Below are 16169 nucleotides of genomic sequence, written 5' to 3' on the forward strand. Positions count from 1 at the left end.
ATCAGTCGTTCTGAAGTAAAACTGTGGACGATAGCCATTGAAAAATGGAGTATGTCGACCACCTTCATCTTTCGACAGAACGTATACTTCTGCTTCAAACTTCGTGTGGGGCTTGATTGTACCTGGCTTCGCCAATACTTGACCACGTTCAACTTCATCACGCTTAGTTCCACGTAACAAGACACCAACGTTATCGCCTGCGCGACCTTCGTCGAGTAACTTACGGAACATTTCAACGCCTGTGCAAGTCGTCTTCTGCGTATCGCGGATTCCAACAATCTCGACTTCTTCACCAACTTTAACTATTCCACTCTCAACACGTCCTGTTACTACTGTTCCGCGCCCAGAAATTGAGAATACATCTTCAATCGGTAACAAGAAGCTCTTATCAATGTTTCTTACTGGCTCAGGGATGTATGAGTCCATAGTCTCTACCAATTTCTCGATAGCGCCTACTCCAATCTCACTAGTATCACCTTCCAATGCTTTCAGTGCTGAACCAACAACAATAGGTATATCATCACCAGGAAACTCGTAACTGCTTAGCAAGTCACGTACTTCCATTTCTACCAATTCTAATAACTCAGGGTCATCAACCATGTCCGCTTTATTCATGAACACCACAATGTAGGGCACACCTACTTGACGTGACAACAAAATGTGTTCACGCGTTTGCGGCATCGGACCATCCGCTGCGGATACTACTAAAATAGCTCCGTCCATTTGAGCCGCACCAGTAATCATGTTCTTCACATAGTCAGCATGTCCTGGGCAATCTACGTGCGCGTAGTGGCGGTTAGCTGATTCATACTCAACGTGCGCTGTCGAAATCGTAATACCACGCTCACGTTCTTCAGGCGCGGCATCAATCTGATCATACGCCTTCGCTGTACCACCATACTTCTTCGCCATAATCGTTGTAATCGCTGCAGTCAATGTGGTCTTACCATGGTCTACGTGACCAATCGTTCCCACGTTCACGTGCGGCTTCTTACGCTCAAACTTTTCCTTCGCCATTTCAATACCTCGTTAACTTTTATTGTTTCTTAATAATTGCTTCAGCAATGTTTGTGGGCGCCTCTGCGTATCTTGAAAACTCCATAGAGTAGGTAGCGCGACCTTGAGTAGCAGAACGAAGATCCGTAGCGTAGCCAAACATTTCAGCCAAAGGAACTTCTGCTCGAACTATCTTACCAGCAGGAGAATCCTCCATACCTTGAACCATACCTCTACGACGATTGAGATCTCCCATTACATCGCCCATGTAATCTTCAGGAGTAACCACTTCAACTTGCATAATCGGTTCAAGTAAAACAGGCTTAGCTTTTAACGCACCTTGCTTAAAGCACTGAGAACCAGCAATCTTAAATGCCATTTCGCTAGAGTCAACTTCGTGGAATGAACCGTCAAACAAAGTAACTTTAACATCAACAACAGGATATCCAGCGATAACACCATTTTGTAGCTGTTCTTGTACACCTTTATCAACCGCAGGGATATATTCTTTGGGAATAACACCACCAACGATAGCATTTACGAACTCATAACCAACACCTGGCTGCTGAGGTTCAATTTTCAACCAAACGTGTCCATATTGACCACGACCACCTGATTGACGAACAAATTTACCTTCTTGTTCAACAGAAGTTTTAATTGTCTCGCGATAAGCAACCTGAGGTTTACCAACATTTGCTTCGACATTAAACTCACGCTTCATTCGGTCTACAATAATCTCTAAATGAAGCTCACCCATTCCCTGAATGATTGTTTGTCCTGATTCCTCATCAGTATGAACGCGGAATGAGGGGTCTTCTTGAGCCAATTTACCCAAAGCAATACCCATTTTCTCCTGGTCTGCTTTCGTCTTAGGCTCTACTGCGACTGCAATAACAGGATCAGGAAAATCCATTCGCTCTAGAGTCACAATATGGTCGACATCACAAAGTGTATCGCCAGTGGTTACAGTTTTCAGACCAACTGCAGCAGCAATATCACCAGCTCTGACTTCTTTGATTTCTTCACGTGAGTTAGCATGCATCTGCAACAAGCGGCCGATACGTTCTTTCTTCCCTTTAACAGGGTTATAAACTGTATCACCACTTTTGAGAACACCTGAATAAGCACGGAAATAAGTTAACGTTCCAACAAATGGATCGGTAGCAATTTTAAATGCCAAAGCAGAAAAAGGTTCGTCATAGGATGTTTTGCGGTGAATTTCTTCACCATCTTCATCAACACCACGAATGTCTGGAATATCAATTGGCGAGGGCAAGTACTCTACAACACCATCTAGTACGGCCTGGACTCCTTTGTTTTTAAAAGCAGAGCCGCAAAATACTGGAACGATTTCATTGTTGACTGTAAGTTGCCGTAGAGCTTTTTTAATTTCTGCCTCAGTAAACTCTTCACCTTCAAGATATTTTTCCATTAACTTTTCAGAGGCTTCAGCGGCTGCCTCTACAATTTTCGCACGATATTCTTCGCACTGCGCCAGCATGTCTGCGGGTATGTCTTTATATTCAAAAGACATACCTTTAGATTCTTCATCCCAATGTATTGCCTTCATTTTGATAAGGTCAATAACACCTTTAAAAGAATCTTCAGCCCCAATAGGTAATTGTACCACAACGGGATTAGAACCTAAGCGCTTTTGAATTTGGTCTACAACCCGCAAAAAGTTTGCGCCCATCCTATCCATTTTATTAACAAAAACGATACGAGGAACGCCGTATTTGTCGGATTGACGCCAGACTGTTTCAGATTGTGGCTCTACTCCAGATACAGAGTCAAACACTACGACAGCACCATCCAGCACGCGCAAAGAACGCTCTACTTCAATCATGAAATCCACGTGACCAGGGGTATCAATAATGTTAATACGGTGGCGTTGATAATTTTTGTCCATGCCTGACCAGTAACACGTAGTTGCTGCAGAAGTAATGGTAATACCACGCTCCTGCTCTTGAACCATCCAGTCCATCGTTGCAGCACCATCATGAACCTCACCGATTTTATGCGACATGCCGGTATAAAACAACACACGCTCAGTAGTTGTTGTCTTTCCAGCATCAACGTGTGCGGCAATGCCGATATTTCTGTATAGTTCTAGTGGAGTAGACACGAATTATCTCCCTGCTAATTCCATCTAAAATGTGCAAACGCCTGGTTAGCTTTTGCCATTTTATGAGTATCTTCACGTTTTTTTACAGCAGAACCTTTGTTCTCAAACGCATCCATTAGTTCACCAGCAAGACGTAACATCATGCCTTTTTCACCACGCGAACGAGCAGCCTGCACAATCCAGCGCATACCTAATGCAATACTTCTGTCAGTGCGCACTTCAACTGGAACTTGATAAGTAGCACCACCAACTCGGCGCGATCTTACTTCAACGCTTGGTCGAACGTTATCAAGTGCTTGCTCGAAGTAACGAAGAACACTACCGGATGCACCTGTGCTTCCCTCGTCACCACCTTCTTCATCAGCTTTCTTAATCTTTTTAACGCGGTCGTTTAATAATTCTAACGCACCATAAATGACCTTCTCAGCAATTGATTTTTTACCGCTAATCATTAGTACGTTAATAAACTTAGCGAGCAATTCACTATGATGCTTAGGATCAGGTAAAATCTCGCGTTTGGGGACTTCTCTTCTTCTTGGCATGTCTAGATTCCTACAATCAGATTATTTCTTATCTTTGGGTTTCTTGGTACCGTATTTTGAACGGCCTTGCTTACGATCGTTTACACCGGAAGTGTCCAAACTTCCGCGAACGGTGTGATAACGCACCCCAGGTAAATCCTTCACACGACCACCACGGATTAGCACCACAGAGTGTTCCTGCAAGTTGTGACCTTCTCCACCGATGTAGGACGTTACCTCGAAACCATTAGTCAAACGAACACGAGCAACCTTACGCATAGCTGAGTTAGGCTTTTTAGGTGTTGTTGTGTACACACGAGTACAAACACCACGTCGTTGAGGACAGGATTCCAATGCAGGGACGTTTGATTTCTTCTTAGCGTCCACGCGAGGCTTTCTTACTAACTGATTAATAGTAGCCATTTATTCTTAACTCCGAACTTTAACTTTTGTATACATTTCGAATGCATAAGGAGGCCGGATTCTATATAGGTCCAGCAGGTTTGTCAAGTTCAAACCTGCTGTTAATAGATCCGCATTAATGATCATTATGATCAGCATTGAGTGCCTCACTCAATGCATGCTCAACATCACTAGCAGTCACCGTATGCGTACCTTGCTCAATACCTGCAGCAGCTTTTGCACGTTTTGCCTTGCGGCCTTGATGATACGCGTAACCTGTTCCAGCTGGAATCAAGCGACCTACCATCACGTTTTCTTTTAAGCCACGCAGATCATCGACTTTTCCACTGACGGCAGCTTCAGTCAAGACACGAGTTGTTTCTTGGAATGATGCCGCAGAAATGAAGGATTCCGTCGCCAATGATGCTTTGGTAATACCTAGTAATATTGGCGTGCCATGAGCAACTTCTTTTCCTTCTGCAATAAGCTTGTCATTTTCCTGTAACATTACGCTTTCTTCGATTTGCTCACCAACTAAGAACTTCGAATCACCAGTAAATGTTATTATGCGCTTACGTAACATTTGTCGAACAATGACTTCGATATGCTTATCGTTAATCTTTACCCCTTGTAAACGATATACATCTTGAACTTCATTCACGATATAGTTTGCCAGAGCACCAACTCCAAGTAAGCGTAGAATATCATGTGGATTAAGCGGACCATCAGCAATAACCTCACCGCGTTCCACATGTTCTCCTTCGAAGACAGAAATATGACGCCATTTAGGTATTAACTCCTCGTGAGCTTGATGTTCAGATGCACTGATAATCAAACGCCGTTTACCTTTTGTTTCTTTACCGAAGTTTACTAAACCTGAAACTTCAGCCATAACAGCGGCATCCTTTGGCTTTCGCGCTTCAAAGAGGTCTGCTACTCGAGGTAGACCCCCTGTAATATCACGTGTCTTAGAACGCTCTTGCGGGATACGTGCAATAACGTCACCAACCCCAACAGCGTTTCCATCTTCAAAATTAATGATTGCATCAACTGGCAGATAGTATTGAGCAGGAACATTGGTTCCAGCCAAATAAATATCATCACCATCGTCAGAAACAAGCTTCACCATAGGACGCATGTCTTTACCTGCTGCGCTGCGTTGCTTCGCATCGGTAACAACAATATTGCTTAGACCAGTTAATTCATCGGTCTGACGATTCATGGTTAAACCTTCAATCAAATCCACAAATTTCAGTTTACCGCTTACTTCAGAGATAACTGGGTGGGTATGTGGATCCCACGTCGCAATAACTTGTCCAGCTTCTACAGGCATATTGTCATGAACACTTAAAACAGCACCATAAGGTAATTTATAACGTTCACGTTCGCGACCAAAGTCATCAACAATTGAAACTTCCCCTGAGCGCGAAACAGCGACTAGATTGCTATTCTCATGAGAAACCGTCTTGATATTATGCAGACGAATAACCCCTTTATTCTTAATTTGAATATTGTTTGCTGCTGTAGCTCTTGATGCTGCTCCTCCGATGTGGAAGGTACGCATGGTTAACTGTGTACCTGGCTCACCGATTGATTGCGCGGCAATGATACCGACTGCCTCACCTGTGTTAACCAAATGTCCACGCGCCAAATCACGACCATAGCATTTTGCACATAAACCAAATCGAGTTTCACAAGTAATTGGTGAACGAACCAACACTTGGTCAACACCAAACTTTTCAAGCTTTTCTACCCAATCTTCATCTAAAAGGGTACCTGCTTTGACAATTGGCTCTGCTTGATTAGGAATATAAACATCAGTTGCTACTACACGACCTAACACTCTCTCGTGTAATGGCTCAACAATATCCCCACCCTCAATCAGCGGCTGCATTAATATGCCGTGCTCAGTGCCGCAGTCATCTTCGGTGATCACTACGTCTTGGGCTACATCTACCAAACGACGTGTCAAATATCCTGAGTTTGCTGTTTTCAATGCTGTATCAGCAAGACCTTTGCGCGCTCCGTGGGTAGAAATAAAGTATTGGAACACATTAAGTCCTTCACGGAAATTCGCAGTAATCGGCGTCTCAATAATTGATCCGTCAGGGGCTGCCATCAAACCCCGCATACCAGCTAGCTGTCTAATCTGTGCGGCAGAACCCCTTGCTCCAGAGTCAGCCATCATGAAGATTGGGTTAAATGATTCTTGACGTGTTTTCTTACCATCGCGAGCAACAACTTCTTCAGTTGCAATTTTTGTCATCATTGACTTGGCCACCATTTCATTGGTACGTGACCAAATATCAATAACTTTATTATATCGCTCGCCGTTAGTTACTAGGCCTGAACGATACTGTGCTTCGATCTCACGTACTTCATTATCTGCCTGCTCAATGATAGAAGCCTTATCATCAGGTATCTCCATGTCTTCAATACCAATTGAAGCTCCCGCACGAGTAGCAAATTTAAATCCCATATACATCAGTTGGTCAGCAAAAATGACCGTTTCTTTTAGACCAAATTTACGGTAGCAAGTATCCACAACCTTGGTAATGGCTTTTTTAGTCATTGCTCTATTAATTAGAGAAAATGACATCCCTTTAGGCAGGATATCTGAAAGGATAGCACGACCAACGGTTGTCTCAACTAAATGGTAACCCTCCGCATCTTCGCGTAGCATTCTAATTTTGACTTTTGCATGTATGTCTACATAACCTGCTTCATAAAAATTTTGCGCTTCTTGTGCACTTACAAAAATTTTACCTTCACCCTGTGCATTAACTCGCTCTCTAGTCAAATAATACAGTCCAAGGACAACGTCTTGGCTTGGAACAATGATAGGCTCACCACTTGCAGGTGATAAGATATTGTTCGTTGACATCATTAAAGAGCGCGCTTCTAGCTGAGCTTCCAAGGTTAATGGCACGTGTACTGCCATTTGGTCCCCGTCGAAGTCTGCGTTATAGGCAGTACATACGAGAGGATGAAGCTGAATCGCTTTCCCTTCGATCAAAACAGGTTCAAATGCTTGAATACCAAGTCGGTGCAAAGTGGGCGCGCGGTTAAGTAGAATTGGATGCTCGCGAATAACATCATCAAGAATATCCCACACAACAGGATCTTCTCTCTCCACCATTTTTTTGGCTGCTTTAATTGTAGTTGCTAAACCTCTAAACTCTAATTTGCTAAATATAAAAGGTTTGAACAACTCCAATGCCATCTTTTTAGGTAGACCACATTGATGTAATCGTAGGGTAGGTCCGACTACAATTACCGAACGACCAGAATAGTCTACACGCTTACCTAGCAAGTTCTGTCTAAAACGACCTTGCTTACCTTTAATCATATCTGCTAGTGATTTTAGCGGACGCTTATTAGTACCTGTAATAGCTCGACCACGTCGACCATTGTCAAGTAACGCATCAACAGATTCTTGTAGCATACGCTTTTCGTTGCGCACAATAATATCAGGAGCATTTAAATCGAGAAGTCGTTTTAAGCGATTATTGCGGTTGATAACTCGACGATATAGATCATTTAAGTCAGATGTAGCAAAACGGCCACCATCTAATGGTACCAATGGACGCAAATCGGGTGGTAGAACTGGAAGTACATCCATGATCATCCACTCGGGCTTGTTACCAGACTCTTGAAATGCTTCAAGTAACTTTAATCGTTTAGTGATCTTCTTGATCTTGGTTTCTGAATTGGTTGTTGGCAATTCTTCACGCAATGATTTAATTTCTTCTTCTAAATCAATTTGTCGTAATAAATCACGGATCGCTTCAGCCCCCATGCGTGCATCAAATTCGTCGCCATATTGTTCCATCGCATCAAGATAGACTTCATCATTGAGCAATTGTCCGCGCTCTAATTCTGTCATGCCAGGATCAACAACAACAAATGCTTCAAAGTAAAGAACACGCTCGATATCACGCAGCGTCATATCCAGCAACAAACCAATACGGGATGGTAGGGATTTCAAGAACCATATATGAGCAACAGGACTAGCCAGCTCAATATGCCCCATTCTTTCGCGACGAACTTTAGCCAAAGCAAGCTCAACGCCACATTTTTCACAGATAACACCACGATGCTTAAGCCGTTTATACTTACCGCACAAGCATTCATAGTCTTTAACCGGGCCAAATGTTTTGGCGCAGAATAAACCATCACGCTCCGGTTTGAATGTTCTATAGTTAATGGTTTCAGGTTTTTTAACTTCTCCATATGACCAAGAACGGATTAAATCGGGCGAAGCTAGCGCAATTTTGATTGCATCAAATTCTTCACTTTGACCTTGTTGTTTGAGGATGCCAAGCAAATCACTCATTACAGGTGGTTTTCTCATTGGTTCGAGATTAGCCAAGTCTATGCCTCCAAAAATAGTTGTCAGAAATTATCGCTGAACGAAAAAATTATTAGTCATGCTCCAATTCGATATCGATACCCAATGCCCTTATTTCTTTCAGTAATACATTGAAAGACTCTGGCATGCCAGGATCCATACGATGGTCGCCATCAACTATATTTTTATATATCTTGGTACGTCCTCCGACATCATCTGATTTCACTGTTAACATCTCTTGCAACGTATAGGCAGCACCGTAGGCTTCTAGTGCCCACACTTCCATCTCTCCAAAACGCTGACCACCAAACTGTGCCTTACCGCCTAATGGTTGTTGGGTTACCAGGCTGTATGACCCAGTAGAACGTGCATGCATCTTATCATCTACTAAATGATTAAGCTTAAGCATATACATATAGCCAACGGTTACTGGATTATCAAATTGCTTACCGGTTCTGCCATCAAACAAAATTGTTTTTCCATCAGGACGTAACCCAGCTAACTCAAGCATTGCCTTGATTTCTTTCTCGTTAGCACCATCAAAAACAGGAGTTGCCATAGGTACACCTGCTCGCAGATTATCGGCCAACGTCATGACTTCTTCGTCACTTAAACTGTCTAAGTGGACTCTTTGTTGTCCATCATGATTATAGATTTTATCCAGGTAAGTTCTTACTTCGCTAACTGCGCGTTGAGCATCAAGCAAGTCAGCTATCCGCTGTCCAAGACCTTTTGCTGCAAGGCCCAAGTGCGTTTCAAGTACTTGCCCTATGTTCATACGTGAAGGAACGCCTAATGGATTTAATACGATATCAACTGCTGTTCCGTCAGCCATATGCGGCATATCTTCAACGGGCACAACAATAGAAATAACCCCTTTATTTCCATGACGTCCTGCCATCTTATCCCCAGGCTGAATTCGGCGTTTAACTGCCAAATACACTTTAACTATCTTGAGTACGCCTGGAGCTAGATCGTCTCCTTGAATAATTTTCTTACGACTATCATTAAAGCGCTTTTCCATTTCCTTACCGAGCAATTCCATTTGCTTAGAAAGCTGTTCTAACTGTTGACTAACAATATCGTCATCTACACGAATATCAAACCATTTCTCACGCTCTACTTTATTTAAATAGTCGGAAGTAATTTTTGTTCCAGGTTTAATATTGCTTGGACCACCAGCTGCAGCTTTATCAAGTAACAAATTGCTCACCCGATGATAGATATCCTCTTCTCGAATACGTCTTTCGTCGATTAAGTCCTTGCGTACACGTGCTAAGTGCTCTTCTTCAATACTTTTTGCACGCTCATCTTTCTCTAACCCATCACGTGTAAAAATTTGTACATCGATTACAGTTCCATTCATTCCTGAAGGAACACGTAATGAAGAATCTTTAACATCTGAGGCTTTCTCGCCAAAAATTGCTCTAAGCAATTTTTCTTCTGGTGTTAGTTGTGTCTCACCTTTTGGCGTTACTTTACCTACTAAAATATCACCAGCACTAACTTCGGCACCAATATACACAACGCCTGATTCATCAAGACTTGCTAATGCTGACTCACCGACATTAGGAATATCTGCAGTAATTTCTTCAGTTCCTAATTTTGTATCACGTGCAATACAGGTCAATTCTTCAATGTGAATAGTTGTAAATCTATCTTCCTGAACAATACGCTCAGATATGAGGATAGAATCTTCGAAGTTGTAACCATTCCAAGGCATAAACGCTACTAAAAGATTTTGTCCTAGGGCAAGTTCACCCATATCGGTACATGGACCGTCAGCAAGAATATCGCCTCTTTGAATACGGTCACCTGTAGATACTATAGGTCTTTGATTAATACAGGTATCTTGGTTTGAACGAAAATATTTAGTTAAATTATAAATATCTACCCCAGCTTCACCCGCAGTGGTTTCATCATCATTCACGCGAACTACAATACGCGAAGCATCGACTAAATCAATTACACCACCTCGTCTGGCAACAACTGAAACTCCTGAGTCAGAAGCCACAGTACGCTCCATTCCTGTACCAACTAATGGTTTTTCAGAACGAAGTGTCGGCACAGCTTGTCGTTGCATGTTTGAACCCATTAATGCGCGGTTCGCATCATCATGTTCAAGAAATGGAATCAAAGAAGCCGCTACTGAAACGATCTGTTTGGGTGACACATCCATATAATTAATTTTATCAGGAGTCGTTAATGAAAATTCATTTTGATGTCGACAAGGTACTAAATCAGCTAGAATATTACCTTTCTCATCTACAGCCACATTAGACTGAGCAATGTATTGATCCACTTCTTCAATTGCAGAAAGATATTCAATTTCATCAGTTACACGACCCTCAATAACTTTACGACATGGTGTCTCGATAAATCCATAGTCATTTGTTCTGGCATAAACAGATAGAGAATTAATCAATCCAATGTTTGGTCCTTCAGGTGTTTCAATTGGACACACACGACCATAGTGAGTCGTATGAACGTCACGCACCTCAAATCCTGCTCGTTCTCTTGTCAAACCACCTGGGCCAAGAGCTGAAACACGACGCTTATGAGTAACCCCTGAAAGAGGATTAACCTGATCCATAAATTGTGACAATTGGCTTGAGCCGAAAAATTCTTTCACAGCAGCAGAAACAGGTTTTGCATTAATTAAATCTTGTGGCATTAGATTTTCAGACTCAACAAGACTCAAACGCTCTTTAACCGCACGCTCAACTCTTACCAAACCTACACGGAATTGGTTTTCTGCCATTTCACCAACACTTCGAACACGACGGTTTCCTAAGTGATCAATATCATCAACCATTCCAATACCGTTACGAATATCAATAAGAGTTTTAATAACGGCAAGGATATCTTCTTTAGTTAAAGTACCTGGACCTGTGTCTTCCTTTCTACCTACGCGGCGGTTAAATTTCATACGACCGACTGCAGAAAGATCATAACGATCTTCGGCAAAGAAAAGGTTTTTAAATAATGCTTCAGCAGCTTCTTTAGTTGGTGGCTCACCAGGTCGCATCATGCGATATATTTCAACAAGGGCTTCCAACTGACTTGTAGTGGGATCAATTCTTAAGGTATCAGAGATATAAGAACCATGATCGAGATCATTGGTATAAATCATTTCAAAATTAAGAATGCCATTATCCGCGAGTTGGTCAAGCAAATCTGCAGTGACTTCGCCATTGGCCTCAGCCAAAACTTCGCCTGTATCAGTATTTATAATATTTTTGGCAAGAACTTTACCAATTAAATAATCTCTTGGTACAACGAGATCTTGCATATTACTCTTTTCCATTAATTTAATGTGACGAGCAGTAATGCGACGACCTTGTTCAACAATTAATTCTCCCGTTTCGGGAACAACAATATCAAATGAAGCAATTTCACCACGCAATCTTGCAGGAATAAGATTGATGTGAAACTCACCATTTCTCAATTGGCAGATTGTTGTTTCAAAAAACTCAGCGAGGATATCTTCTGTTTCATACCCAAGTGAGCGTAATAAAATGGTTACTGGTAACTTGCGCCGTCTGTCAATACGCACAAACACACAATCCTTTGGATCGAACTCAAAATCGAGCCAAGAACCACGGTATGGAATGATACGAGCAGAATAGAGTAGTTTGCCCGAGGAATGTGTTTTACCTCGATCATGTTCAAAAATAACACCAGGTGAACGGTGTAATTGGGATACTACAACTCGTTCAGTTCCATTTACAACAAATGTACCAACATCAGTCATTAAAGGGATTTCGCCCATGAAAACATCTTGCTCACGGATATCTTTGATGGGTTTTGGTTCACCAGCGGCGTCTTTGTCTAAAACAACTAATCTAATTTTAACGCGCAAAGGAGCTGAATAAGTCAGACCTCTAAGTTTACATTCACGTACATCAAAGGCTGGCTCACCTAATTTATAACTAACATACTCTAATCTGGCATTTCCAGAAAAACTTTCAATTGGGAAAACTGATGCAAATGCTGCATGCAAGCCGGTTTGCTGCCCATTAGCTATTGGGTCAGTCTCTAAAAAATCTCGATACGATTTTAGCTGGATTTCAAGCAGATTTGGGATCTCCATTTTATCTGCTTGCCTACCAAAGCTTTTGCGAAATCGTTTCTTCTCAGCATGTGAATATTGAGGTTTAGCTTCTGCAATTGCCATGGTGGTTCCTCTGTAAAATTATTGATATCATCAAACACACAAACCCAGCCATGAAACCATGGCTGGGTTCTTAAACTTATCTACAACGGTATTACTTAACTTCGACAGCAGCGCCAGCTTCTTCAAGCTTCTTCTTGATATCAGCAGCTTCGTCTTTAGACACGCCTTCTTTAACAGTTGAAGGAGCACCTTCTACTAAGTCTTTAGCTTCTTTTAAGCCTAAACCAGTAATTTCGCGAATTGCTTTAATAACGCCTACTTTGTTTGAGCCAAAGCTAGTCATTACAACGTTGAATTCAGTTTTCTCTTCTGCAGCAGCAGCACCACCAGCAGCAGGTGCAGCAACAGCAACCGCAGCAGCAGCGGCAGAAACATTAAACTTCTCTTCCATTGCTTCGATAAGTTCTACAATTTCCATTACAGTCATATTAGAGATTGTTTCAAGAATCTCATTTTTTGATACAGCCATTTCTAGCTCCTAGGTTAAAAATTATAAAGATTATGTGGTTTATTACTGTTTTTTGTCTTTGATTGCAGCAACAGTTCTCACCAATTTGGCATGAGGTTCTGCAAGAGTTCGGACAAACTTCTCAATTGGCGCTTTCATCACATACATTAGTTTAGCCAATGCTTCGTCACGAGTCGGCAAGCTAGCAACTGCATCCAGTTGATTAGCCTCATATACTTTCCCACTCACAGCTAATGCTTTGATTTCAAGCTTTTCAAATGTCTTAACGAAATCCTTCAGTAATCTTGCGGCATCACTCGGTGCTTCGAGAGATAAAGCAATAAACAAAGGACCAACCAACTTGTCACTTAAGCAAGCAAATTCAGTTTTTTCAAACGCTCTACGAGTCAGTGTATTTGGCACTACCCGTAAATAAACGCCTGCTTTGCGTGCTTCGCTACGAAGCTGGGTCATTTGATTCACAGTTAAACCACGATAATCAGCAACGACTGCCGAAATAGCCTTAGAAGCAACTGCTGTCACTTCTTCAACGACGGCTTTTTTTGCAGCTAATGTTAACGTCACGTTACTGACCTCCTAAGTTGTTCAAATCTCATAGATTTGACAGTTATGGTGGCCGTCTCAGAGAATACCCGGAGCCGGTTCACCGTCTGCGCAGGGTATTAAGCCCAAAAGCACCTGCGGTCTTCGACGGCATTGAACCATGTCTATGCCGTGAAAGCGATTTAAAGGGCGATATATATTACATAGGTATTGTAGCAATATCAATAGGTAATCCTGGCCCCATGGTTGTTGATAGTGAAATTTTCTTGAAATATACACCTTTGGCAGATGCTGGCTTAGCTTTTCTCAAGTCCATCATCAATGCTACAATGTTTTCAACCAAATCTTCGGCAGAAAAATTAATTTTACCAACCGTACAATGAATAATACCATTCTTATCAGTTCTGTAACGAACCTGGCCAGATTTGGCATCATTAACTGCCCCTTCCACGTTCATGGTAACCGTACCCACTTTTGGGTTTGGCATTAAACCACGTGGACCTAAAATTTGTCCAAGTTGACCAACAATACGCATCGCATCAGGAGTTGCAATAACTACATCAAAGTTCATTTCGCCTGCTTTGATCTGTTCTGCTAAATCTTCAAAACCTACTATATCAGCACCAGCATTTTTAGCCTTTGTTGCATTATCACCTTGGGCAAATACCGCAACGCGAACTTTTTTACCAGTACCTTTTGGTAGGTTAGTTGATGAACGAACAACTTGATCTGACTTTCGAGGATCGACACCAAGATTTACGCTAATATCAACGCTTTCTTCAAAATTTTTGCTTGCGAACTCTTTTAGTATAGCAATTGCGTCAGCTGCATTATAAAGGTGATTTGGTTTCACCTTTTCACGAATTTTCTGTTGTTTTTTACTTATAGCCATTGGTAACCCCTTATTCCAAACCTTCTACCTCGATGCCCATACTTCGAGCTGTCCCAGCAATGCTGCGAACTGCTGCCTCTAAATTAGCTGCTGTTAAATCTGGTTGTTTAACTTTAGCAATTTCTTCAAGTTGAGAACGCTTGAGTTTAGCAACCTTCTTGGTATTGGGGGTACCGCTTCCACTCTGGATACCTGCTGCTTTTTTCAATAGAACTGAGGCTGGCGGGGTTTTGGTTATAAATGTAAAACTACGATCTGAATAGACAGTAATTACTACAGGTGTAACCAACCCTTGTTCCATGCCTTGCGTTGCAGCATTAAATGCTTTACAGAATTCCATAATATTCACACCACGCTGTCCCAAAGCAGGTCCAACTGGTGGGCTTGGATTTGCCTTGCCGGCAGGGATCTGTAATTTTATATAAGCTTCTACTTTTTTAGCCATAATTACTCCTTACGGGTATAACGCTAGTTCACTTCTCATTAAAAATACTTAAAGCTACTAAAGCTTCCCAGTTAACACACACAAAAAAATTAAGTTTTTTCTACCTGACTAAACTCCAACTCAACTGGAGTTGAACGACCAAAGATAAGAACAGCAACTCTTAAGCGACTTTTCTCATAATTAACTTCTTCAACTACCCCATTGAAGTCAACAAAGGGTCCGTCTTTAACGCGTACCACTTCACCCGGTTCAAAGAGAATCTTGGGCTTCGGTTTAGTAACCCCTTCCTCAACACGCTGAAGAATGGCTCTAGCTTCTTTATCAGTAATTGGTGTTGGTGTTTGACTGGTTCCACCAATAAAACCTAAAACTCGAGGAATAGCTCGAATCATATGCCAGGTTTCATCATCCATAACCATATTAACCAACACATACCCGGGGAAGAATTTTCGCGTACTTTTTCTTTTTTGCCCCGCGCGCATTTCAACAACTTCTTCCGATGGAACGACTACTTCACCAATTTTCTCTTGCAGATGATGGTGTTCTGCGCGTGATTTAATTTCGCGCATGACAAAATTCTCATAGCCTGAATAGGCATGAACCACATACCATTGTTTAGTTTTATGCTCTTCCACCGTATTTTCAACCCAAATGTGTTAATTTAGCGATTACCCACATCATTGCAGAGTCTACACCCCAAAGAACAAACCCGGTTACTGCAACCATGATCATAACAATCGATGTGGTTTGAATAGTTTCTTGGCGTGTTGGCCAGACCACTTTTTGCAATTCTATTTTTGCATCTTTTGCGAATGCAAAGACTTCTTTTCCTTTGGATGTAAAAAATCCCAACACAGCTACTAACACAAACCAACCAATCCAAATAATTGCTTTTATAGGACCTGTAAAATCAAAATAGTAAGTCCCTAAAAAGGCAAAAATTGTGATTAGCAAAATGCCAAGCCACAATACTATTTCTTTAAAATTTAACTTGGAATCACTTGAATTTTTCATATTTATCTAATTGTTGGCAGGCCAGGAGGGAATCGAACCCCCAACCTGCGGTTTTGGAGACCGCCGCTCTGCCAATTGAGCTACTGGCCTAACATTAGCAATATTAGTGTGAAGCCATTCAGCCTCACACCTTTTATATCATTTATTCAATGATTTTTGCGACTACACCGGCACCAACTGTGCGGCCACCTTCACGAATCGCGAAACGCAATCCTTCATCCATAGCAATGGGTG

General features: G+C 41.8%; 13 protein-coding genes and 1 tRNA gene. All 14 read right to left on the bottom strand.

Annotated features, from left to right (window positions below; genetic code table 11):
- On the bottom strand, positions 1–1017 hold a 1017-nt coding region (tuf, locus tag Lbru_RS14240), incomplete at its 3' end, for an elongation factor Tu (RefSeq protein ID WP_238583894.1).
- 19 nt (positions 1018–1036) lie between these two features.
- Positions 1037–3121, bottom strand: a complete 2085-nt coding sequence (gene fusA, locus Lbru_RS14245) for an elongation factor G (protein WP_058442805.1) — start codon at positions 3119–3121, stop codon at positions 1037–1039.
- A gap of 14 nt (positions 3122–3135) precedes the next feature.
- Positions 3136–3663 carry a 30S ribosomal protein S7 gene (gene rpsG / locus Lbru_RS14250; RefSeq protein ID WP_058442806.1) on the bottom strand — a complete coding sequence of 176 codons (528 nt, stop codon included), beginning with the start codon at positions 3661–3663 and terminating at the stop codon, positions 3136–3138.
- A 21-nt stretch (positions 3664–3684) separates the two neighbouring features.
- Positions 3685–4065, bottom strand: a complete 381-nt coding sequence (rpsL, locus tag Lbru_RS14255; protein ID WP_045098305.1) for a 30S ribosomal protein S12 — start codon at positions 4063–4065, stop codon at positions 3685–3687.
- A 115-nt stretch (positions 4066–4180) separates the two neighbouring features.
- Positions 4181–8380 (bottom strand): DNA-directed RNA polymerase subunit beta', encoded by a 4200-nt coding sequence (gene rpoC, locus Lbru_RS14260; RefSeq protein ID WP_058442820.1) that lies wholly within the window; start codon positions 8378–8380, stop codon positions 4181–4183.
- An 88-nt stretch (positions 8381–8468) separates the two neighbouring features.
- Positions 8469–12572 (bottom strand): DNA-directed RNA polymerase subunit beta, encoded by a 4104-nt coding sequence (rpoB, locus tag Lbru_RS14265; RefSeq protein WP_058442807.1) that lies wholly within the window; start codon positions 12570–12572, stop codon positions 8469–8471.
- Between the two features lie 91 nt (positions 12573–12663).
- A complete protein-coding gene (gene rplL, locus Lbru_RS14270) occupies positions 12664–13041 on the bottom strand; it encodes a 50S ribosomal protein L7/L12 (protein ID WP_058442808.1) in 378 nt (125 codons plus the stop codon).
- A 42-nt stretch (positions 13042–13083) separates the two neighbouring features.
- Positions 13084–13605 carry a 50S ribosomal protein L10 gene (gene rplJ, locus Lbru_RS14275; RefSeq protein WP_058442809.1) on the bottom strand — a complete coding sequence of 174 codons (522 nt, stop codon included), beginning with the start codon at positions 13603–13605 and terminating at the stop codon, positions 13084–13086.
- 178 nt (positions 13606–13783) lie between these two features.
- Positions 13784–14476, bottom strand: coding sequence for a 50S ribosomal protein L1 (rplA, locus tag Lbru_RS14280; protein WP_058442810.1), 693 nt, complete (start codon positions 14474–14476; stop codon positions 13784–13786).
- 10 nt (positions 14477–14486) lie between these two features.
- Positions 14487–14921: a 50S ribosomal protein L11 gene (gene rplK, locus Lbru_RS14285; protein WP_058442811.1), complete on the bottom strand. Its 435-nt coding sequence runs from the start codon at positions 14919–14921 to the stop codon at positions 14487–14489.
- A gap of 89 nt (positions 14922–15010) precedes the next feature.
- Positions 15011–15556, bottom strand: coding sequence for a transcription termination/antitermination protein NusG (gene nusG, locus Lbru_RS14290; RefSeq protein ID WP_058442812.1), 546 nt, complete (start codon positions 15554–15556; stop codon positions 15011–15013).
- Positions 15557–15563: 7 nt separating this feature from the next.
- Positions 15564–15935 (bottom strand): preprotein translocase subunit SecE, encoded by a 372-nt coding sequence (gene secE, locus Lbru_RS14295; protein ID WP_058442813.1) that lies wholly within the window; start codon positions 15933–15935, stop codon positions 15564–15566.
- 14 nt (positions 15936–15949) lie between these two features.
- Positions 15950–16025: transfer RNA gene (locus tag Lbru_RS14300), tRNA-Trp, on the bottom strand.
- 52 nt (positions 16026–16077) lie between these two features.
- The coding region (locus Lbru_RS16980; RefSeq protein WP_080442139.1) for an EF-Tu C-terminal domain-related protein at positions 16078–16169 on the bottom strand (92 nt) is incomplete at its 5' end.

The organism is Legionella brunensis (assembly GCF_001467025.1).
Classification (GTDB): domain Bacteria; phylum Pseudomonadota; class Gammaproteobacteria; order Legionellales; family Legionellaceae; genus Tatlockia; species Tatlockia brunensis.

Bases quoted from the DNA above. Each gene is read 5' to 3' on its own strand.
- rpsG (WP_058442806.1), bottom strand. From the start codon at position 3,663: ATGCCAAGAAGAAGAGAAGTCCCCAAACGCGAGATTTTACCTGATCCT.
- rpsL (WP_045098305.1), bottom strand. From the start codon at position 4,065: ATGGCTACTATTAATCAGTTAGTAAGAAAGCCTCGCGTGGACGCTAAG.
- rpoC (WP_058442820.1), bottom strand. From the start codon at position 8,380: ATGAGTGATTTGCTTGGCATCCTCAAACAACAAGGTCAAAGTGAAGAA.
- rpoB (WP_058442807.1), bottom strand. From the start codon at position 12,572: ATGGCAATTGCAGAAGCTAAACCTCAATATTCACATGCTGAGAAGAAA.
- rplL (WP_058442808.1), bottom strand. From the start codon at position 13,041: ATGGCTGTATCAAAAAATGAGATTCTTGAAACAATCTCTAATATGACT.
- rplA (WP_058442810.1), bottom strand. From the start codon at position 14,476: ATGGCTATAAGTAAAAAACAACAGAAAATTCGTGAAAAGGTGAAACCA.
- rplK (WP_058442811.1), bottom strand. From the start codon at position 14,921: ATGGCTAAAAAAGTAGAAGCTTATATAAAATTACAGATCCCTGCCGGC.
- secE (WP_058442813.1), bottom strand. From the start codon at position 15,935: ATGAAAAATTCAAGTGATTCCAAGTTAAATTTTAAAGAAATAGTATTG.